The organism is Rhizobium sp. JAB6 (assembly GCF_003024605.1).
Taxonomy (GTDB): Bacteria; Pseudomonadota; Alphaproteobacteria; order Rhizobiales; family Rhizobiaceae; genus Rhizobium.
This window is the reverse complement of record NZ_PYJQ01000009.1, coordinates 655,979-674,583: the sequence shown is the minus strand read 5'-3', so window position 1 is coordinate 674,583 and position 18,605 is coordinate 655,979. Positions and strand designations below refer to the sequence as shown.

Below are 18,605 nucleotides of genomic sequence, written 5' to 3'. Positions count from 1 at the left end.
CCCATGAATTCAAATCGGTAACCCCCTCAGCCGACCCTTCGGGCCACCTTCTCCCCGCTGGGGAGAAGGAATTTTCGGTGCCGATCCGCCCTATATGCGACAGCCCTGCCCTTGTGGGGGAGATGTCAGAGGAGGACTGCGTCAAATGCAGCTCCCTTGTTTTGCAGGAGGGCAATCACATCCGTTTCAGCCGCTCGACAGCCATCAGCACCCGTTCGGGTGTTGCCGGCGCATCGAGGCGCGGGCAGATGCGATAATCCGCGACACTGGCAACCGCCATCGATAGGGCCTCCAATACGGATATGCTGAGCATGAAGGGCGGTTCGCCCACAGCCTTCGAGCGGCCGATGGTCGCCTCCGTATTTTCAGACCATTCCGCCAGTCGGACGTTGAAGATCTTCGGCCGATCGGAAGCAAGCGGGATCTTGTAGGTGGATGGCGCGTGGGTGCGTAAGCGGCCCTTCGCATCCCACCAGAGCTCTTCGGTCGTCAGCCAGCCCGTGCCCTGCACGAAGGCACCTTCGACCTGGCCGATGTCGATCGCCGGGTTGAGGGAGCGACCGACGTCATGAAGGATATCGGTGCGATCGATCAGGTATTCGCCGGTCAGCGTATCGATCGACACTTCCGAGCAGGCGGCGCCATAAGAGAAATAGTAGAAGGGCGTGCCGCGGCCGGCCTTGCGATCCCAATGGATCTTTGGCGTCTTGTAGAAGCCGGCGGCCGACAGCTGGACGCGAGCGAAATAGGCCTGCTTGACGAAATCGGGGAAGGGGATCTCCGTTTCTCCGACACGCACGCGGTTCGGCAGGAACTGCACTTCCTCGGTGCCTACGCCCCATTTCTCGGCCGCGAAGACTACCAACCGCTCCTTGATCTGCCGCGCGGCGTCATAGGCTGCCATGCCGTTCAGGTCGGAGCCGGACGAAGCGGCCGTCGCCGACGTATTCGGCACCTTGCCTGTCGTGGTCGCTGTGATCTTCACCCGGTCGATATCGACCTGGAAGCTGTCTGCAAGAACCTGCGCCACCTTCGTATAGAGGCCCTGGCCCATTTCGGTGCCACCGTGGTTCAGGTGAATGGAGCCATCCTGATAGATATGCACCAGCGCGCCCGCCTGATTGAAGGCGGTCATGGTGAAGGAGATGCCGAATTTTACCGGCGTCAGCGCAATCCCCCTTCGGATGAAGCGGCTGGAGCGGTTGAATTCGATGATGGCGTTGCGCCGCGCCTGATAGTCGGAGGTTTGTTCGAGTTCGTCGACGATGCGGTTGATGATGTTGTCCGTGACTTCCTGATGATAGGGGGTCAGTGTCCGGCCGGAGCCCGGCTGGCCATAGAAATTGGCGCGCCGAACCTCCAACGGATCCTTGCCGAGCGCATAGGCGATCTCCTCGATCATGCGTTCGCCGCCGACCATGCCCTGTGGGCCGCCGAAGCCGCGGAAGGCGGTGTTGGAGACGGTATGCGTCTTCAGCGGCTTCGAGACCAGATGCACATGCGGGTAGAAATAGCTGGAATCCGCATGAAACAGCGCTCGGTCGGTCACCGGGCCTGAAAGGTCGGAGGAGAAGCCGCAGCGTGCGGCATAGGTGGCGTCGACCGCATGAATGCGGCCTTCGTCGTCGAAACCGACTTCGTAATCCACGAGGAAATCATGGCGCTTGCCGGTCGCGCTCATGTCTTCGTCCCGGTCGGGCCGGAATTTCACGGCACGGCCGAGTTTCTTGGCGGCGACGGCGGCAAGCGCCGCAAACTGGTTGCCCTGTGTTTCCTTGCCGCCGAAACCGCCGCCCATACGGCGGACGTTGACGGTCACGGCGTTGGAGGGAATGCCGAGGACATGGCCGACGATATGCTGGATTTCGCTCGGATGCTGGGTCGAGGACCAGACGGCGACTTCGTCGTCCTCGCCTGGGATTGCCATGGCGATATGGCTCTCAAGGTAGAAATGCTCCTGACCGCCGATGCGCATCTGCGCCTTGATGCGGTGCTTGGCATTTGCCATCTCGGTTTTGGGTTCGCCGCGCTTTAGCGTCATCGGCTCGTAGACGAGCGGAGCGCCGTTGGCGAGCGCGCCATCGATATCGCTCCAATGCGGGAGGTCGTGATAATCGATCTTGGCAAGGCGGGCGGCGCGGCGGGCAGCATCGCGGGTCTCGGCGATAACGGCGAAGATCGGCTGACCGTGAAATTCGACTTTGGTCTCGGCCAACAGCGGTTCGTCATGCATGCCGTTGGAGCTGGTGTCGTTGATGCCGGGGATATCGGCGCCGGTGAAGACCCAGACAACGCCTGGATAGGCCTTTACGGCCGAGAGATCGATGCCAGCGATCTCGGCGTGGGCTCGGTCGGAAAGGCCGAGCGCGCCGTGCAGGAGGCCGGCAGGTTCGGGAATGTCATCGATGTAATCGGCGGCTCCGGTCACGTGCTTGTGCGCGGAGTCGTGGCGCAGCGATCCATGCATCGAGCCGTTGATGACAACCTTGGCTTCTTCGAAGGTGGATTTGTCCATGGCTTAGGCCTCCGCGGTTTCCCTTCTCCCCAGTGGGGAGAAGGTGGCCGGCAGGCCGGATGAGGGGGATGCATCGCGAAGCGATGCGTGTGTCGAGACCAGATGGAAGGATGGTTGCTCTTTGCTGCGTAACCCGCTCATCCGCCCTTCGGGCACTTCCTCCCCGAGGGGAGAAGGGGGAAGGAAGCGGCTGCCGTCATCCGGCGAAAGGTGCCGTGCCGTGTCAAAGAAATACGGTCGAATAAATTCGAAATCCCTCATCATGCAAGCACCTCGAAACGCTTCAGTTCCTGCGGTGCGCCTGATGTCTCCAGGTAGAAGCGGATGAGAAGATTTTTGGCGGTCAGCTGGCGGTATTCGGCTGAGGCGCGCCAGTCGGTCAGCGGCGTGTAATCGGCGTCGAAGGCATCGCGTGCGGCAGTCACCGTCGTCTCCGTCCAGGGTTTGCCGATCAATTCCGCCTCGACGGTGCGGGCGCGCTTCGGCGTGCCGGCCATGCCGCCGAAGGCGATGCGGATGTCGGCGACATTGCCAGCGGCATCCAGTGACAGATGGAAGGCGCCGCACGCAGCCGAAATATCCTCGTCGCGGCGCTTGGAGATTTTGTAAACGGCGAAATGAGCCTCGTCGGCAGGGTAGGGTACGAAAATGCTTTCCACGAACTCGCCGGTATGCCGGTCCTGCTTGCCATAGTCGATGAAGAAATCTTCGAGCGGCAGGCTGCGCGTCCCCGCCGTCGAGCGGAGCTTCACGGTCGCGCCGAGCGCAATCAGCGGCGGCGGCGTGTCGCCGATCGGCGAGCCGTTGGCGATATTGCCGCCGATCGTGCCCATATTGCGCACCTGCTCGCCGCCGATACGGTTGATGAGGTTGGCAAAGGCCGGGATCTTTTCGCCAATGACAGCAAAGGCGCGGCTATAGGTGACGCCGGCGCCGATGGTCAGGCCCGCATCGTCAGCGGTAATTTTCTGCAGATCGGCCAGGTGGTTGATGAAGACGACCGGGTTCAGCCGGCGCATCTGCTTGGTGACCCATAGACCGACGTCGGTCGAGCCGGCGACGATGGTCGCCGTGGGCTCGTCGGCAAGCACCTGCGCCAGTGCCGATACTGAACCGGGCACGATGAGACGATCCTCGCCCTCGGCAATCTCTATCGTATCGCCGCCCTGCATGGCCCAGAGGCGGGCGATGATATCGGCTCTCGTCTTTTCGAGGGGATCGAAGAGCGCGCTCGGCCGCTTCTGGCTGACCTGTTCGGCCGCCTTGACGATCGGCTCGTAGCCCGTGCATCGACAGAGATTGCCCTGGAGCGACTTTTCGATCTGGGCCCGGCTGGGCTTTTCCGTCGTCAGCCACAGACCGTACAGCGACATGACGAAGCCAGGCGTGCAGAAACCGCATTGCGAGCCGTGGCAATCGACCATGGCCTGCTGCACCGGGTGAAGCGTGCCGTTCTGGGCGGCAAGATGCTCGACGGTAACGATATGGGTTGCATGCAGCGAGCCGACGAAGCGAATGCAGGCATTGACGGTTTCATAATGCAGCCCGCCATCGATCAGCCGTCCCACAAGCACCGTGCAGGCGCCGCAATCGCCCTCCGCGCATCCTTCCTTCGTTCCTGTCAGGCGCCGGTTGAGACGCAGGAAATCGAGCAGCGTCTCGGTAGGGCGCAGACTGGATAGGGTGATATCCTCGCCATTGAGGATAAAGCGGATGCTGTCGCTCATGTCGTTCCCGTTTATCTGTTGGCCGGGCCGGATGCGCGAACGAATCCGGCCCTAACGGCAAATGGTTATTCCGCGGTCCAGCCACCGTCAATCGAGACGTGTGTGCCGGTGACCTGGCGTGCCTCGTCGCTTGCAAGGTAGAGCGACAGGGCACCGATCTCCTCGGCCTTGACGAATTCGTGCGTCGGCTGGGCCTTGAGGATGACTTCGTTCTTGACCTGCTCCTCGGTCATGTCGCGTGCCTTGGCGGTATCCGGGATCTGCTTTTCCACAAGCGGGGTCAGGACGTAGCCGGGGCAAATGGCATTCACCGTCACGCCGAATTCGGCAAGCTCCAGCGCTGCCGTCTTGGTGAGGCCCAATATACCATGTTTTGCCGCGACATAGGCGGATTTAAAAGGCGAGGCGACCAAGCCATGCGCAGAAGCGATGTTGATGATGCGCCCGTACCTCTTTGCCTTCATCAGCGGAATGGCGGCACGGATCGTATGGAAGGAGCTGGAGAGATTGATCGCGATGATCTGATCCCATTTCTCGATGGGGAAATCCTCGATCTTTTCGACATGCTGAATGCCGGCATTGTTGACGAGAACATCGACGCTGCCGAAGGTGGAGTTGGCGGTCGCGATCAGATCGGCGATCTCGGCGGGCTTCGTCATATCGGCCGGATGATAGATTACCTTGCCGCCGCCGGAAGCTTCCAGCTTCGTCTTGATCCCATCGATTTCCTCTGGTTTTCCAAAACCGTTGATGACGACGTTATCGCCCTTGGCGGCGAAGGCGGCCGCGATGGCGAGACCGATACCGCTCGTGGAACCGGTGACGACAACTGTTCTTGCCATGATCTTCTCCCTGGACAGCGCAGCTTCCTGCTGCGGTGCAAAACTGTTTCAGCCTAGTCCTAAACCTCGGGATATGGCAATCGCGTTGCCACAGACAGCTTTCGCGGGCGCTCAGCGGGATGCAACGAACGGGAAAGCGCATATCCAGCGAAAAATTTCGTTTTGCTTTCTTTTCACATTCGTTTTGCTCGCGTATCTGTTGCTTCGGGATGCAACAGGCGGGAGGACTGTATGAGCGGTTATGTCTTGGCGATCGATCAGGGAACGACGTCGACGCGGGCCATCGTTTTCGACGGCAAGATGAAGGTTGCCGGTGTCGGGCAGCAGGAATTCACCCAACATTATCCGAAGCCCGGCTGGGTCGAGCACGATCCGGAAGAAATCTGGTCGTCCGTTCTCGTCACCGTCGGAAAGGCGATCGAGGCTGCCGGCATCACCGCCCAGGATATTGCAGCCCTCGGCATCACCAACCAGCGCGAGACTGTCGTCGTCTGGGATCGCGAGACCGGCAAACCGATCCACAATGCCATCGTCTGGCAGGATCGCCGCACAGCGAGCTATTGCGAGAAGCTGAAGCGGCGGGGCCTGGAAAAGCTCTTCACCCGCCGCACCGGCCTGCTGCTCGATCCCTATTTTTCCGGCACCAAGCTCTCCTGGCTGCTCACCAACGTGAAGGGCGCGCGGGCGCGTGCCGCCAAGGGCGAGCTTTGCTTCGGTACCGTCGATAGCTTCCTCATCTGGCGGCTGACCGGGGGCAGGAGCTTCGTCACGGATGCGACCAACGCCTCGCGGACACTGATGTACAATATCGGCGCGAACGAATGGGACGAGGAGCTGCTGGATATCCTGCGCGTTCCCGCCGCGATGCTGCCCGAAGTGAAGGATTGCGCCGCCGATTTCGGTGTCATGGACACTGCGCATTTCGGCGCGGAGATCCCGATCCTCGGCGTTGCCGGCGATCAACAGGCGGCGACGATCGGCCAGGCCTGCTTCGAACGCGGCATGATGAAATCCACTTATGGCACCGGCTGCTTCGCGCTGCTCAATACCGGCGCGGACATGGTGCGCTCGAAGAACCGCCTGCTGACCACCATCGCCTATCGGCTGAATGGCGAGACGACCTATGCGCTCGAAGGCTCGATCTTCATCGCAGGCGCTGCGGTACAATGGCTGCGCGATGGCTTGAAGGCCATCCGGCGGGCCTCGGATTCCGGCGAACTGGCGGCAAAGGCCGATCCGCTGCAGGAGGTCTATCTGGTGCCTGCCTTCACCGGGCTCGGGGCGCCGCATTGGGACCCGGATGCTCGCGGCGCAATCTTTGGGTTGACCCGCAACACAGGCCCGGAGGAGATCGTCCGGGCGGCGCTGGAGGCCGTCTGCTATCAGTCGCGCGACCTCCTGGATGCCATGCATAGGGATTGGCGCAACGGCAACGGGCAAGGGACAGTACTGCGCGTCGATGGCGGCATGGTCGCCTCCGACTGGACGATGCAGCGGCTTGCCGATCTGCTCAATGCTCCGGTCGACCGCCCGACGATCCTCGAAACGACCGCGCTGGGTGCCGCCTGGCTTGCTGGCAGCCGCGCCGGCGTCTGGCCGGATCGCGCGGGCTTCGCCAAGGCCTGGGCGCGCGATCGGCGGTTCGAGCCCGGCATGGATGACAAGACCCGAAACGCGAAGCTCAAGGGCTGGAAGAATGCCGTCTCGCGCACTTTGAGTACACGGCAGAGGTGATCGGCCCTCATCGGCCGCTCACCCCAGGTTATATCGTGTAAGATTTCTTTATTTTGCTTATATAAGTGTGCGCAGCGATACTCGTGTTGTTCGTAGCTCGATGAGGATTCTGGGCCGCATTTCGCCGGACCGCGCCTCTTGAGGGCGGACGCCCTCTCAAGAGACGATAAAGCGAATAATGGCTGCTCCATTTTCTGAACTGAAAAAACATTACTATCGGCAGATCAAATATCACCTGACCCGGCCGAAGCCGCCGATGCTCGCCGAGCGGTTCTATGGGCCTGTCCTGGTCGTCGGCTCGGCGCCGGTTTCGAACAAGCCGGTGGATTTCGATGAAAGCTTCAAGGTCATCACCATCAACGGTTCGCAGACGGTGACGAAGGGCTGGGGCATAGAGGCGCCCGATGTGACGCTTGTCCAGTTCAATCAGATCGAGGGAACGAATACAAACGCCGTCGAGGTGCGCCGCGTGCTGAACGGCGAGCGCACGAAGATGCTCTATGTTCTGCTGTGGCGGAAGGAGCTTCAACGGCTGGAAGATGGGCTGAAAGCCTTCAATTACGGCTATGACAAGCTTGAGATCGTCGATCGCTACAAGCGCATGGCGCTGCTCGACCGGGTCGGCGGGGTGAAGTGCAGCGAGCTCTGCGCCGACGACAAATGCTCGAACGGCATCAATGCCGTGCTCTTCGCCATCTATAACGGCGCGACCGAAGTCATCATCACCGGCATCAATCCCGATTCCGGCGGACATGTCTATAATCAGGAAAACCTCGCCCGATTGCATGTCCGCAAGGACCGCGAGGTTCTCGAACGGCTTCTCGAGCGCGGCTATCCGGTATTTACAAGCGATCCTGCCGTGTCACGATCGATCGGCCTTCCTCTATGGAGGGGCAGGGCGGAAGCGGGGCGCGCGGAGGAAGCGGCGACGCATATGGCAAGACCGTCATCGCCGCAGGCGACCGCTGCAAATCCCCAGCCCAGCTGATGCGGGCGCGGCTTGATGGCTGTCGTCCCCCCCAACCATAGCAATAGCCCCGCTAGCGTTTTTATCGGCGCTGTGGCGGAGCTTGATACGAAGGCTGGTATTCTGGCGATCCGGCGCGGGAGCGCCTGACGTCCTCTTCGATATTTTTTGACGTAGCCTGTCGGTGCAGGTGATATTCCTTCGTCTTTAAAGGGAGAAGGGAATATCCATGCTTTATGCCATCCTGTGCTACAATGACGAAGATACCGTGTTTGCCTGGTCCAAGGAACAGGAAGACGCGACGATGGCACGGTTGATTGCCGTGCAGGAGCCGCTCAGGGCGGCTGGAAAGCTCGGCCCCGTGGCACGCTTGATGCCGACGACGGCGGCGACGACCCTGCGCAAGGGCAAGAACGAACCGATCGTGATCGACGGTCCCTTTGCCGAAACGAAGGAGCAGTTGCTCGGTTTCTACGTCGTCGATTTTGAAACCCTCGACGAAGCCATCGGTTTTTCGAAGGAGCTTGCCGCGGCCAATCCCGGCGTCGGCTCCTATGAAATCCGTCCGCTTTACGTCTTCCGGCCGGGAGCTGTTGCAACATGACCGATATTGACTGGATCGACATCGCGCTTACCAATGCCCGGCCACAGGTTATGGGCGCGCTTTTGCGCTATTTCCGCAATCTCGACATTGCCGAGGAGGCCTTTCAGGAGGCCTGCCTCAGGGCCTTGAAGACTTGGCCCGACAAGGGGCCGCCGCGCGATCCCGTCGCCTGGCTGATCTTCGTCGGCCGCAATAGCGGCATCGATACGGTGCGCAAACAGGCGAAATTGCAGAGTCTGCCGGATGAGGAGACGATCTCCGATACGGGCGATGCCGAAAGCGATCTGGCCGAGCGGCTCGATGGCTCCGGATATCGTGACGATATTTTGCGATTGCTCTTCATCTGCTGCCATCCGGATCTGCCGGCCACGCAACAGATCGCGCTGGCGCTGCGCATCGTTTCCGGCCTTTCGGTGCAGCAGATCGCCCGCGCCTTCCTCGTCAGCGAGAGCGCAATGGAGCAGCGCATCACAAGAGCTAAGGCGCGCGTGGCCGCCGCAGGCGTTCCTTTTGAAGCGCCGGGCGCGGTGGAGCGGAGCGAAAGGCTGGCGCTCGTCAGCGCCATGATCTACCTCATCTACAATGAAGGCTATTCGGCCGGGGGAGCGCATCGTGAGGCTGCTGCCTTCGCCGACGAGGCGATCCGGCTTGGCCGGCTGCTGTTGCGGATCTTTCCCTCCGAGCCGGAGACCATGGCGCTGCTGGCGCTGATGCTCCTGCAGCAATCGCGAAAGGACGCGCGGTTCGATGCCAATGGACAGATCATTCTTCTGGAAGATCAGGATCGTTCGCTTTGGGATCGGACACTGATCGACGAGGCGCTGGCGCTGCTGGACAAAGCGATCCGTCACCGCAAGCCAGGCCCCTATCAGGTACAGGCGGCAATCGCGGCGCTGCATTCCAGAGCGAAGCGCGCCGCCGATACGGATTGGGAGGAGATCGATCTCCTCTACCAGATGCTGGAGCGGCTGACGCCTTCTCCCGTCGTCACGCTCAATCGTTCGGTTGCGCTCTCCAAACTCAAGGGGCCGGAAGCGGCTCTGGCGCTGATTGCGACGCTGGAAGTGCCGCTCGACAGCTATTTCTATTTTCATGGCGTCAGGGGTGGTCTGCTCGCGCAGCTCGGCCGCGCGCAAGAAGCCCGCGTTGCTTTCGACAGGGCGATCGCACTTGCCCGTTCGCCGGCCGAAGCAGCCCATATCCGTTATCAGCTCGATCGTCTCAGCGCGGACGCTCTCGCCTCTGTGAAATAATCAGCAAATTTGTACTTGTGCTGTCGGGAAGCGGCGGTTCCGAACGTCGTTAAGGTATAGGCCGAGCGGGCCGCGTCAAACCATAGAGGAGCAAGACATGACTGAGCAGACCGAGCGACACGAACTTTCCCTGACCCGCGTCATCGATGCGCCGCGTGAAAAGATCTTTCGTTGCTGGACCGACGTGGCGCTTCTCAAGCAATGGTTCGCGCCTCTGCCATGGGCGGTATCGGCAGCCAGTGTCGATGCTCGAGCCGGCGGTTCAAGCTCCATCACCATGCGCAGCCCCGAGGGCGAGGATTATCCGGGCAACGGCGTTTATCTGGAGGTCGTTCCCAATGAGCGGCTCGTCTTTACCGATGCCTTCACCAGCGCCTGGGTGCCGTCAGCGAAACCTTTCATGGTGGTGACGATCCAGCTCGACGATCTCGGCGGCGGCAAGACCCGTTATACCGCGACCGTCCTGCATTGGTCGGCGGAAGATCGCGAAGCGCATGAGAAAATGGGCTTTCATCAGGGATGGGCACAGTGCGCCGATCAGCTCGCGGCATTGGCGGCGAAGATCTGAATTTCCGATTCAATTCCGGGGGATACGACAATGTCTTACGCAGGCGATTCATTTCTGCCGTCAGTCACACGCGCTCAGCGCGTAGCCGGCATGATCCTCAGCGGCTTGGTCATCGCCTTTCTTGTCTTTGACGGCGTGATCAAGCTCATTCCGTTGCCTGTTGTGACGGAGACGATGGCGGGGCTCGGCTATTCCGTTGATCCGGCGCTTGCGCGGCTTCTCGGTGTCATCACGCTCGGCTGCGCCATTCTCTATGGGATCCCGAGAACGTCGGTTCTCGGCGCCATCCTGTTGACCGGTCTTCTCGGCGGGGCGATTGCGACGCATCTGAGGGTCGGCAGCCCGATCTTCTCGCATCTGCTGTTCGGCGTCTATATCGGCGTGATTGCCTGGGGCGGCCTTTATCTTCGTTATGAAGCGCTTCGCAAAATGATTCCGCTCCTTCAGCGAAGCTTTTGATTTCGGATTCGATTTGCTAAAGCTCGCTCCCGAACAAGGACGGAGCGAGCCATGCCGCAAGTGATCATCGCACCGGTCAGGCAATCGGATGCAGACGAGCTGATCGCCGCCAACATCGCCAGCCGCGCCCATCATGTGCCATGGGCCTATCCCTTTCTCGATCGCGACGGTTTCGATGCCTGGCTCGGCCAGACGGTGACGGGGCCGAATATAAGTCTTGTGGCGCGCGAGCCGGGCTCCGGCGGCATCGTCGGCGTCGTCAATATCAATCAGATGGTGTGGGGCGGGTTTCGCAGCGCCTTTCTCGGCTATCACGGCATGGTCGGATTTGCCGGCCAGGGCTTCATGACGGAGGCGGTCCGCCTGGCCGTCGCCCACGCCTTCGACGCAATCGGCCTGCATCGGCTGGAGGCCAATATCCAGCCGGGCAATCATCCATCCATTGCGGTGGTCAAGCGGCTCGGCTTCCGCAAGGAGGGATTTTCGCCCAAATACCTGAAGATCGGCGGCGTCTGGTGTGACCATGAGCGCTGGGCATTGCTCGCTGACGATCCGCGTTCCTGACCCCTTTCAGATTTCGAAAGCCGCGCTATCTGGCGGAAAACCTCACAAAGACATTGACTGCGCGGAGGGAAGGGGCGAAAGCCAGCTTGAGCCTCTCGCCGAACCGCTGCCGAGAGAGCGCGAGTGCCGGAAGCCTTAAATGATCGTTTCGACCGAAGAAGAACTGACCAAGCTCAAAGATATCGGCCACATCTGCGCCAACGCGCTGGAGGCCATGGCCACGGCTCTGGAGCCGGGCATCACCACGCTGGAGCTGGACGCGATCGGCCGCAAGGTACTGGAGGATGCCGGCGCGCAATCGGCGCCGGAGCTGGTCTACAAGTTTCCCGGCGCGACCTGCATCAGCATTAACGAGGAAGTGGCGCACGGCATTCCGGGTCCGCGCGTGATCAAGGCGGGGGATCTGGTCAATCTCGATGTATCGGCGGAGAAGGACGGGTTCTTTTCGGACACCGGCGCATCCTTTGCCGTGCCGCCCGTCAAGCCGAAGATCGAGCGCCTTTGCCGGGACGGCAAGCGGGCGCTCTGGGTCGGCCTCAATCAGGTGAAAAGCGGCGCGCCGCTTGCAAAGATCGGGCAGGCCGTCGGCGCATTCGCCCAGAAGAACCGCTACACTTTGATTGCCAATCTCGCCAGCCATGGCATCGGCCGCTCGCTGCATGAAGAGCCCGCCGAGGTTTCCACCTGGTCGGACCCTTCCGAGACCAGGATCATGGAGGATGGCCTGGTCTTTACCGTCGAGCCATTTCTTTCGCTCGGCGCGATCTGGGCAGAGGGCGGCGACGATGCCTGGACGCTCTATGCCGATCCGCAGGCGCCCACGGTTCAGTACGAGCACACGATCGTTGCCACCCGCAACGGTCCCGTCATCCTAACTCTGCCGGACAAGTGAGATTTCGGCTCAATCATCAGCCTTTGGCTCGTCCTGGCCCTTCGTCTCGCCGCGGATGATATCGGCGGCGGCGCGCTCCAGAATTGCCGCGATGCGTGCGCCTTCGGCCCTACTCCAGGGGAACTTCGAGCGAAGTGCGGTGCGGAGCAGATGGCGGGCGCGATGCACGTCGCCGCTGCCATGGCGATCGAACGGATTGTCGCGGCCATCCTCGTCCTCACCGCCGAAAACCTCGCGAACACGGGCCATTTTCTCGCCGATGGACGTGAGCTTTGCGAGTGTCACCTCGACCAGATCACGATTGTCGTCGACACGCTTCTGGCCGCTTTCGGTGATGCGGTAGAGCTTCTTCGTGCCGCTGACCTCGACCTCTGCCTGCCCTGTCTCTTCGAGATAGGTGAGGGCAGGATAGATGACGCCCGGGCTCGGCACGTAAAAGCCGCCCGAGCGCTCTTCGAAGGTCTTGATCAGTTCATAGCCGTGGCGCGGCTGCTCGGAGAGCAGGGCAAGAATGATGAGCTGCAGATCGGCCGCATCGAACTTGCGGCCGGTGCGAAACCCGCCGCCGAACATGCCGCCCTTGAAGCCTCTCATAAAGTCTCTCCTATGCTCGCCGCGCGATTCACGGCCTCGGCCATGTCGTAGGATATATGCCTCGACCATGTCAAAGCTATCTCCGAACATGCGATCTCTGAAACCTCTCATATCGTTTCTCCTTTTAAAGTGTGAGAGCTTATATCGTTCGTCATGTCGTAAGATATATATCGTAAGATAGAATTCTGCAAGGGGGCGATATGCAGATTGAGTAATCGACGAAGGAGATGCGTCTCTATGAGGAGGGGCTCATCCAGTGGATGAAAATTCGCTGCTGAACAACTGCATCACGATCATGGGATAAGCGGTTACATCTACGTAAGAATAGGGCTCCGACGGTTGCCGCTCCCGGCGAACTGTCTTAGGCTCGCCGCAAATTGACGCCATTGCGGTCGTTCGAACCAACAGGAATCCTAACCGTCGTGTTTCATTCTTTCTTCCCGAATCCGAGATTGTTTTTTTCCTCAGCGGTCGTGTGGGCGCTTGTCTGCGTTTTTCTGTGGTACTTTGTCGGTGCCCATGTCGTGGCGTCCATGGGCTATCCGCCGCTTCCGGAAGAGCAGCAGCCGGTCGGAGCAGCGTTCTTTGCTGCCCCCACCAATTTCCTGTTCTATATTTACTTTATTCTCTGTGCCGCCGTCTTTTGCGGTTTTTGGCAAGTGGTTTCCAAGAACAACCCCTGGGTCCTCTGGTCCGTGTGGGGATCCGCTTTCATCGTATTCATTACCTATTTCGGTGTTCAGATCGACGTCGCCGTGAACGTATGGCGCAGGCCATTTTTTGATCTTCTGCAAAATGCGCTCGGGGGAAAGCCGGGCGTTACCAATGCGGATTTCTATGCTTTGCTATGGGCGTTCACGCAGCTCGGCATGGTGGGCGTCACAGTGAGCGTCATTTCATCGTTTTTCCTGAGCCATTATCTCTTCCGTTGGCGTTGGGCGATGAACAATTTCTATATGTCGAAATGGGAAAAGCTCCGACATATCGAAGGCGCATCGCAGCGTGTTCAGGAAGATACGATGCGCTTTGCGACGAACCTCGAAGGGCTCGGGGTTAGCCTGATCGGCTCTGTCATGACCCTCATCGTGTTCCTGCCCATCCTTTTGGAACTCTCACAATATGTGACTGATTTGCCGATTATTGGCGCAATCCCGTATTCGCTGGTTTGGCTGGCGCTTATTTGGTCGGTATTCGGTACGTTCCTGCTCGCGCTCTTCGGTATAAAACTTCCGGGATTGAACTTCCGAAATCAGCGGGTGGAAGCGGCCTACCGAAAGGAGCTCGTCTATGGCGAAGATCGAGAAGACCGGGCGCAGCCGCTGACTGTAAAGGAGCTCTTCTCCAACGTTCGGCGTAACTATTTCCGGATGTATTTCCACTACGCCTATTTCAACATTGCGCGCTATTCCTATGGGCAGCTCGATGCGATCTTTCTCTATTTCGTGTTGGTGCCGACGTTCGTCGCCCACAAGATCACGCTTGGCATCTGGCAGCAAATCGCCACCGCCTTCGGTCAGGTCAGCAATTCTTTCCAGTATCTCGTCAGCTCCTGGACGACGATCATCGAACTGCTGTCGATCCACAAGCGTCTGAAAGCCTTCGAGGCCGCTATCTATGACGAGCCGCTGCCGCCGATCGATCAGCGCTATTTGGAACGTGAGGCCGGCGTCATTCACGCGGATGGTTGACGGCAAAAGGTTCTGACCTTCCCATTGGTCAGAAGATCCGAGTCATCCTCTCCCTTTGACAAAACTCTGGGTGAGGATGGAGTTGATTTCGCAGTGAATCCGAGGAGTTGAGCCGTTGGAGGTGAGGCCCTCATGGAGAGGCCTGAAGGGCCGTCTCGAACCACGGCGTCCGCCGCGGCAATCGATTCACGCGATCGATTGCTCGGGCTTTGCCCAACCGCTTTTCACCCCTGCTGCGGCTTGCCTCTTGCCGCGATGAGCGGGATCGCTTCGGAATAGCTGACGCAGGCGACATCCTGTTTGTGGCAGACGTCACTGACGAAACGGTCGAGGGCGCGCCAGTAGGCGCCGTCATTCATTTCGACGAAATGGAAGCCGAGCTGCAGCGGGATGCGCTCGCCGTCGTACTGCTTGTTGAAAGCCGCCTCGAAGGCTTCGAAGGCGCGGTCTTCATAGGTCTTGGCGTTTGCCTTGTCCTCGGCGCCCTTGGAGTGGCGCACATAAAGATTGTAATCCATGCCGATGACCGGGCGCTGCCCGGGGCCTTCGGGGATCAATGGCAGGCCGAAGCGATAGATGCCGTCGACGACCTGCGGCAGGGCAGGTCCCTTGGTGACGAGGCTTGCGTCATACTGAAAGCCCATCTCTTTTTCCGCCGGCACGAGACCATCGCTGGTAGAAAGATAGGGTGCGCGGAATCCCTTGACGTCATTCGTGGCGAAGTCCGCCCAATCCTGAGGTTCCTTATCGGCGAGGCCGACATTCTTCCAGGCGTCGCGAAGCGCGATGCGGGCATTCGTGAATTCCTGTTTCCAATCGGCAGCACTCCAGCCCTTGCCATCGAAATGACCACAGGCATGGCTGGAAATATCGTGGCCTTCCTGATGGGCGCCCCAGATGTTGGCGATGCGGGTGCGGACATCGTCCTCGCTCTTGGCGAAGCCGACATTGGATTTGCCCGGCCGCTGCTTCGGTCCCTGATAGGCCTTGGCCTGCGCCTGGTTCATCAGGAAGGTGCACGACAGAAAGTAAGTGAAATGCGCGCCGTTGCGCGAAGCGATCTCGCGGCTCTTGGTCCAGAGTGCATTGTCATGAGCGCCATCGAAGGAAATCATGACCAGCTGCTTGGGCTTGGCATCCGCCTGGGCGGCGGCGGGCAGGCCCAGGGAAATGGCGAGGGAGAGACAGGTAGCAAAGCGAAACATGGGCACCAAATACTGATTGGGTCGAGCACGGCTTGCCAAGATCGTCTGGCGATATGGGGATGGCGCGCTCCGGGTCACATTCTTCCTTTCGCGCAATTGCGGCGAAGCTGCGGTGATGCTGGCATTTTTTTGCGGCAGCCGATAAGGATGTGGCTACAAGACCATAGAGGATTTCATCCATGGCATTGCTCGTTCTCGGCATTGTTCTTTTTCTCGGCCTCCACCTGATCCGCGTCGTGGTACCCGGCCTGCGGACCTCATTGATTGCCAGCCTTGGCGAAGAGGGCTGGAAGATCGCCTATTCGATTGCCAGTATCATCGCGCTGATCGTCCTGATTTACGGCTTCGGCCAGGCGCGCGACATGACGCCGATCTGGTCGCCGCCGATCTGGATGAGCCACATCACCATCCTGCTGATGCTGTTCGCCCTGATCTGTCTTGTCGCCTCGCTGCTGCCGGCCGGACACATTGCGGTCAAGACCAAGCATCCGATGGTGCTGTCGGTGAAGATCTGGGCCCTCGCGCATCTTCTATCGAATGGCGACGGTGCGGCCATGCTGCTCTTTGCCGCCTTTCTTGCCTGGGGCGTGATCCTGCGCATTTCGCTGAAGCGGCGCGAGCGGGCGGGCGAAATCACACTGCGTCCCTTCGTCTCGGCCAAATACGATCTTTATGCGATCATCATCGGTGCGATCGCCTGGATCTTGATCATTTGGAAGCTTCATGCGTGGATTATCGGCGTTTCGCCGCTGGTTATGTGACGATTTCCGCCGTTCCCCCTTACATAAGCCGTAAAATGGAGTAGAAGGCCCAACTAACCCCTAAGCTTGTTGGAACTATTTGGCCTGGGCCGGAGACGAGAATGGCATTCAATGACGATAGCTTCATCCGCGAGGTGAATGAGGAACTGCGCTCGGACCAGTTGCGGTTCATATGGCGCCGTTTCGGCAAGCTCATCATCGGACTGGCCGTGCTCATCGTTCTCGCCACCGCGGCCTATAGCGGCTATCGCTATTGGGCCGGCAATCAGGCTGGCAGCGGCGGCGATCAGTTCATTGCCGCGCTGACGCTTGCCGATCAGAACAAGACGGATGAGGCGCTGGCCGCATTCGCCGCCATCGAAAAGAGCGGCCCTGGTTCCTATCCGGTGCTGGCACGACTGCGCGCCGCAACGCTGCAGGCGCAGAAGGGCGACAAGGCCGCTGCCATCGCCACATTCTCGGCGATCGGCAAGCAGACGGACCTTCCCGTCGTTATCCGCGATGCGGCCCGCTTGCGCGCTGCCTATCTGCTGGTCGATACCGGCACCTACGATCAGGTCGCCGCCGAAGCGCAGGAGCTCGCCGTCCCCGCTGATGCCTTCCGCCATTCGGCGCGCGACGTTCTCGGCCTTGCTGCCTACAAGGCCGGGGATTTCGCCAAGGCCCGGCAGTGGTTCCAGGCGATCGTCGACGATCCGCAGAGCCCGCGCAACGTTGCCAACCGTGCCCAGATGCTGCTCGACCTTATCACTGCATCCGGCAAGGCTCCGGTCGCAAAAGGCTGAAGGATCGCTCAATGAGTTTTACGGTCGCGATCGTCGGTCGCCCGAATGTCGGCAAGTCCACGCTGTTCAACCGTCTGGTTGGCAAGAAGCTGGCACTCGTCGACGATACGCCGGGTGTCACGCGTGACCGCCGTCCCGGTGAAGCCAAGCTGATCGATCTTCGCTTCCGCATCGTCGATACCGCCGGCCTCGAAGAAGCTGGCGAGGAGACGCTGGAAGGCCGCATGCGCGCCCAGACGGAAGCGGCGATCGATGAAGCCGATCTGACGCTCTTCGTCGTCGATGCCAAGATGGGCCTGACGCATGTCGACAAGACGCTCGCCGAAATGCTGCGCAAGCGCGGCCGGCCCGTCGTGCTCGTTGCCAATAAATCGGAAGCCCGCGGCTCCGACAGCGGCTTTTACGATGCCTATACGCTCGGTCTCGGCGAACCTTGCCCGATCTCGGCCGAACACGGCCAGGGCATGATGGATCTGCGCGACGCGATCGTTGAGGCCATCGGCCCCGAACGCGCCTTCCCGGAAGAGGAAGACGAGGCGGAGACGAATGTCAGCATTCCGCGTCCGGCCACCGGCGAAGATGGCGAGGAGATCGATGAAGAGCCGGCCTATGACGAGATGCGCCCGCTGCGTGTGGCGATCGTAGGCCGCCCGAATGCCGGTAAGTCGACGCTCATCAACCGCTTTCTCGGCGAAGACCGGCTGCTGACCGGCCCGGAAGCCGGCATTACGCGGGATTCCATTTCGGTCGACTGGATTTGGCGCGGCCGTACCGTCAAGATGTTCGATACCGCCGGCATGCGCCGCAAGGCGAAGGTGACCGAGAAGCTGGAAAAGCTTTCAGTGGCCGACACGCTGCGTGCCATTCGCTTTGCCGAAACCGTCGTCATCGTCTTCGATGCGACCATTCCCTTCGAGAAGCAGGATCTGCAGATCGTCGATCTCGTGATCCGCGAAGGACGTGCCGCCGTGCTTGCCTTCAACAAGTGGGACATGATCGAGGATCGCCAGGCCGTGCTTGCCGATCTGCGTGAAAAGACCGACCGCCTATTGCCGCAGGCGCGCGGGATTCGCGCGATACCGATTGCCGGCCAGACGGGCGAGGGGCTCGACCGCCTGATGCAGGCGATCGTCGATACCGACAAGGTCTGGAACAAGCGTGTGTCGACCGCGCGCCTCAACCGCTGGCTCGAGACGCAGCAGGTTCAGCATCCGCCGCCGGCCGTTTCCGGCCGACGCATCAAGCTGAAATATATGACGCAGGTTAAGGCGCGGCCGCCGGCCTTCATGATCTCCTGCACCCGTTCGGACGCTCTGCCGGAGTCCTATGTACGCTACCTGATCAACGGTCTGCGCGCAGATTTCGCCATGCCCGGCGTACCGATCCGCATCCACTTCCGCTCGTCGGAAAATCCTTACGAAAACAAGAAGAAGCGGTAATCCGCCGA

17 protein-coding genes are annotated in these 18,605 nt (G+C 60.3%); 12 read left to right on the top strand and 5 right to left on the bottom strand.

Going from position 1 to position 18,605, the window contains the following annotated elements; genetic code table 11:
• Positions 1-175: 175 nt before the first annotated feature.
• From xdhB to C7U61_RS13195, 3 genes are all read right to left on the bottom strand, one after another.
• On the bottom strand, positions 176-2,515 hold the full coding sequence (xdhB, locus tag C7U61_RS13205; protein WP_106998503.1) for a xanthine dehydrogenase molybdopterin binding subunit: 2,340 nt from the start codon (positions 2,513-2,515) through the stop codon (positions 176-178).
• 260 nt (positions 2,516-2,775) lie between these two features.
• Positions 2,776-4,242, bottom strand: coding sequence for a xanthine dehydrogenase small subunit (gene xdhA, locus C7U61_RS13200; RefSeq protein WP_106998502.1), 1,467 nt, complete (start codon positions 4,240-4,242; stop codon positions 2,776-2,778).
• 65 nt (positions 4,243-4,307) lie between these two features.
• A complete protein-coding gene (locus C7U61_RS13195) occupies positions 4,308-5,084 on the bottom strand; it encodes a 3-hydroxybutyrate dehydrogenase (protein ID WP_106998501.1) in 777 nt (258 codons plus the stop codon).
• Positions 5,085-5,315: 231 nt separating this feature from the next.
• Here C7U61_RS13195 and glpK point away from each other — a divergent pair, with 231 nt between their 5' ends.
• The 8 genes from glpK (at position 5,316) to map (ending at position 12,125) form a co-directional block, all read left to right on the top strand.
• On the top strand, positions 5,316-6,818 hold the full coding sequence (gene glpK, locus C7U61_RS13190; protein ID WP_106998500.1) for a glycerol kinase GlpK: 1,503 nt from the start codon (positions 5,316-5,318) through the stop codon (positions 6,816-6,818).
• A 178-nt stretch (positions 6,819-6,996) separates the two neighbouring features.
• Positions 6,997-7,806 carry a membrane-anchored protein gene (locus tag C7U61_RS13185; protein WP_245410791.1) on the top strand — a complete coding sequence of 270 codons (810 nt, stop codon included), beginning with the start codon at positions 6,997-6,999 and terminating at the stop codon, positions 7,804-7,806.
• Positions 7,807-8,014: 208 nt separating this feature from the next.
• On the top strand, positions 8,015-8,389 hold the full coding sequence (locus tag C7U61_RS13180) for a YciI family protein (RefSeq protein WP_106998499.1): 375 nt from the start codon (positions 8,015-8,017) through the stop codon (positions 8,387-8,389).
• Entirely contained in the window at positions 8,386-9,642 is a 1,257-nt protein-coding gene (locus C7U61_RS13175; RefSeq protein ID WP_106998498.1) for an RNA polymerase sigma factor, read from the top strand. The genes C7U61_RS13180 and C7U61_RS13175 overlap by 4 nt, the downstream gene beginning before the upstream one ends.
• Positions 9,643-9,739: 97 nt before the next feature.
• A complete protein-coding gene (locus tag C7U61_RS13170; protein ID WP_106998497.1) occupies positions 9,740-10,210 on the top strand; it encodes an SRPBCC family protein in 471 nt (156 codons plus the stop codon).
• A gap of 30 nt (positions 10,211-10,240) precedes the next feature.
• Positions 10,241-10,669 carry a DoxX family protein gene (locus tag C7U61_RS13165; protein WP_106998496.1) on the top strand — a complete coding sequence of 143 codons (429 nt, stop codon included), beginning with the start codon at positions 10,241-10,243 and terminating at the stop codon, positions 10,667-10,669.
• Between the two features lie 51 nt (positions 10,670-10,720).
• Positions 10,721-11,233, top strand: a complete 513-nt coding sequence (locus C7U61_RS13160; RefSeq protein ID WP_106998495.1) for a GNAT family protein — start codon at positions 10,721-10,723, stop codon at positions 11,231-11,233.
• A 139-nt stretch (positions 11,234-11,372) separates the two neighbouring features.
• Complete coding sequence (gene map, locus C7U61_RS13155) at positions 11,373-12,125, top strand: type I methionyl aminopeptidase (RefSeq protein ID WP_106998494.1); 753 nt, start codon at positions 11,373-11,375, stop codon at positions 12,123-12,125.
• A gap of 9 nt (positions 12,126-12,134) precedes the next feature.
• Here map and C7U61_RS13150 read toward each other — a convergent pair whose 3' ends face one another.
• The gene (locus tag C7U61_RS13150) at positions 12,135-12,719 is read right to left on the bottom strand and encodes a PadR family transcriptional regulator (RefSeq protein WP_106998493.1); all 585 of its coding nucleotides are present in this window, start codon (positions 12,717-12,719) and stop codon (positions 12,135-12,137) included.
• Positions 12,720-13,141: 422 nt separating this feature from the next.
• On the opposite strand from C7U61_RS13150, the gene sbmA reads away from it, so the two are divergent.
• Positions 13,142-14,407, top strand: coding sequence for a peptide antibiotic transporter SbmA (gene sbmA, locus C7U61_RS13145; protein ID WP_106998492.1), 1,266 nt, complete (start codon positions 13,142-13,144; stop codon positions 14,405-14,407).
• A 224-nt stretch (positions 14,408-14,631) separates the two neighbouring features.
• On the opposite strand, the gene C7U61_RS13140 is transcribed toward sbmA, so the two are convergent.
• On the bottom strand, positions 14,632-15,612 hold the full coding sequence (locus C7U61_RS13140) for a polysaccharide deacetylase (RefSeq protein WP_106998491.1): 981 nt from the start codon (positions 15,610-15,612) through the stop codon (positions 14,632-14,634).
• A gap of 179 nt (positions 15,613-15,791) precedes the next feature.
• On the opposite strand from C7U61_RS13140, the gene C7U61_RS13135 reads away from it, so the two are divergent.
• The 3 genes from C7U61_RS13135 to der all read left to right on the top strand — a co-directional run bounded on the left by C7U61_RS13135 (position 15,792) and on the right by der (position 18,597).
• Complete coding sequence (locus tag C7U61_RS13135) at positions 15,792-16,373, top strand: NnrU family protein (protein WP_106998490.1); 582 nt, start codon at positions 15,792-15,794, stop codon at positions 16,371-16,373.
• A 101-nt stretch (positions 16,374-16,474) separates the two neighbouring features.
• Positions 16,475-17,158, top strand: coding sequence for a tetratricopeptide repeat protein (locus tag C7U61_RS13130; protein WP_106998489.1), 684 nt, complete (start codon positions 16,475-16,477; stop codon positions 17,156-17,158).
• A gap of 11 nt (positions 17,159-17,169) precedes the next feature.
• Positions 17,170-18,597 (top strand): ribosome biogenesis GTPase Der, encoded by a 1,428-nt coding sequence (gene der / locus C7U61_RS13125; RefSeq protein WP_106998488.1) that lies wholly within the window; start codon positions 17,170-17,172, stop codon positions 18,595-18,597.
• Positions 18,598-18,605: the final 8 nt, after the last annotated feature.

Bases quoted from the DNA above. Each gene is read 5' to 3' on its own strand.
- C7U61_RS13170 (WP_106998497.1), top strand. From the start codon at position 9,740: ATGACTGAGCAGACCGAGCGACACGAACTTTCCCTGACCCGCGTCATC.
- glpK (WP_106998500.1), top strand. From the start codon at position 5,316: ATGAGCGGTTATGTCTTGGCGATCGATCAGGGAACGACGTCGACGCGG.
- C7U61_RS13165 (WP_106998496.1), top strand. From the start codon at position 10,241: ATGTCTTACGCAGGCGATTCATTTCTGCCGTCAGTCACACGCGCTCAG.
- C7U61_RS13195 (WP_106998501.1), bottom strand. From the start codon at position 5,084: ATGGCAAGAACAGTTGTCGTCACCGGTTCCACGAGCGGTATCGGTCTC.
- xdhB (WP_106998503.1), bottom strand. From the start codon at position 2,515: ATGGACAAATCCACCTTCGAAGAAGCCAAGGTTGTCATCAACGGCTCG.
- xdhA (WP_106998502.1), bottom strand. From the start codon at position 4,242: ATGAGCGACAGCATCCGCTTTATCCTCAATGGCGAGGATATCACCCTA.
- map (WP_106998494.1), top strand. From the start codon at position 11,373: ATGATCGTTTCGACCGAAGAAGAACTGACCAAGCTCAAAGATATCGGC.
- C7U61_RS13180 (WP_106998499.1), top strand. From the start codon at position 8,015: ATGCTTTATGCCATCCTGTGCTACAATGACGAAGATACCGTGTTTGCC.
- C7U61_RS13160 (WP_106998495.1), top strand. From the start codon at position 10,721: ATGCCGCAAGTGATCATCGCACCGGTCAGGCAATCGGATGCAGACGAG.
- C7U61_RS13130 (WP_106998489.1), top strand. From the start codon at position 16,475: ATGGCATTCAATGACGATAGCTTCATCCGCGAGGTGAATGAGGAACTG.
- der (WP_106998488.1), top strand. From the start codon at position 17,170: ATGAGTTTTACGGTCGCGATCGTCGGTCGCCCGAATGTCGGCAAGTCC.
- C7U61_RS13175 (WP_106998498.1), top strand. From the start codon at position 8,386: ATGACCGATATTGACTGGATCGACATCGCGCTTACCAATGCCCGGCCA.
- C7U61_RS13140 (WP_106998491.1), bottom strand. From the start codon at position 15,612: ATGTTTCGCTTTGCTACCTGTCTCTCCCTCGCCATTTCCCTGGGCCTG.
- C7U61_RS13150 (WP_106998493.1), bottom strand. From the start codon at position 12,719: ATGAGAGGCTTCAAGGGCGGCATGTTCGGCGGCGGGTTTCGCACCGGC.
- C7U61_RS13185 (WP_245410791.1), top strand. From the start codon at position 6,997: ATGGCTGCTCCATTTTCTGAACTGAAAAAACATTACTATCGGCAGATC.
- C7U61_RS13135 (WP_106998490.1), top strand. From the start codon at position 15,792: ATGGCATTGCTCGTTCTCGGCATTGTTCTTTTTCTCGGCCTCCACCTG.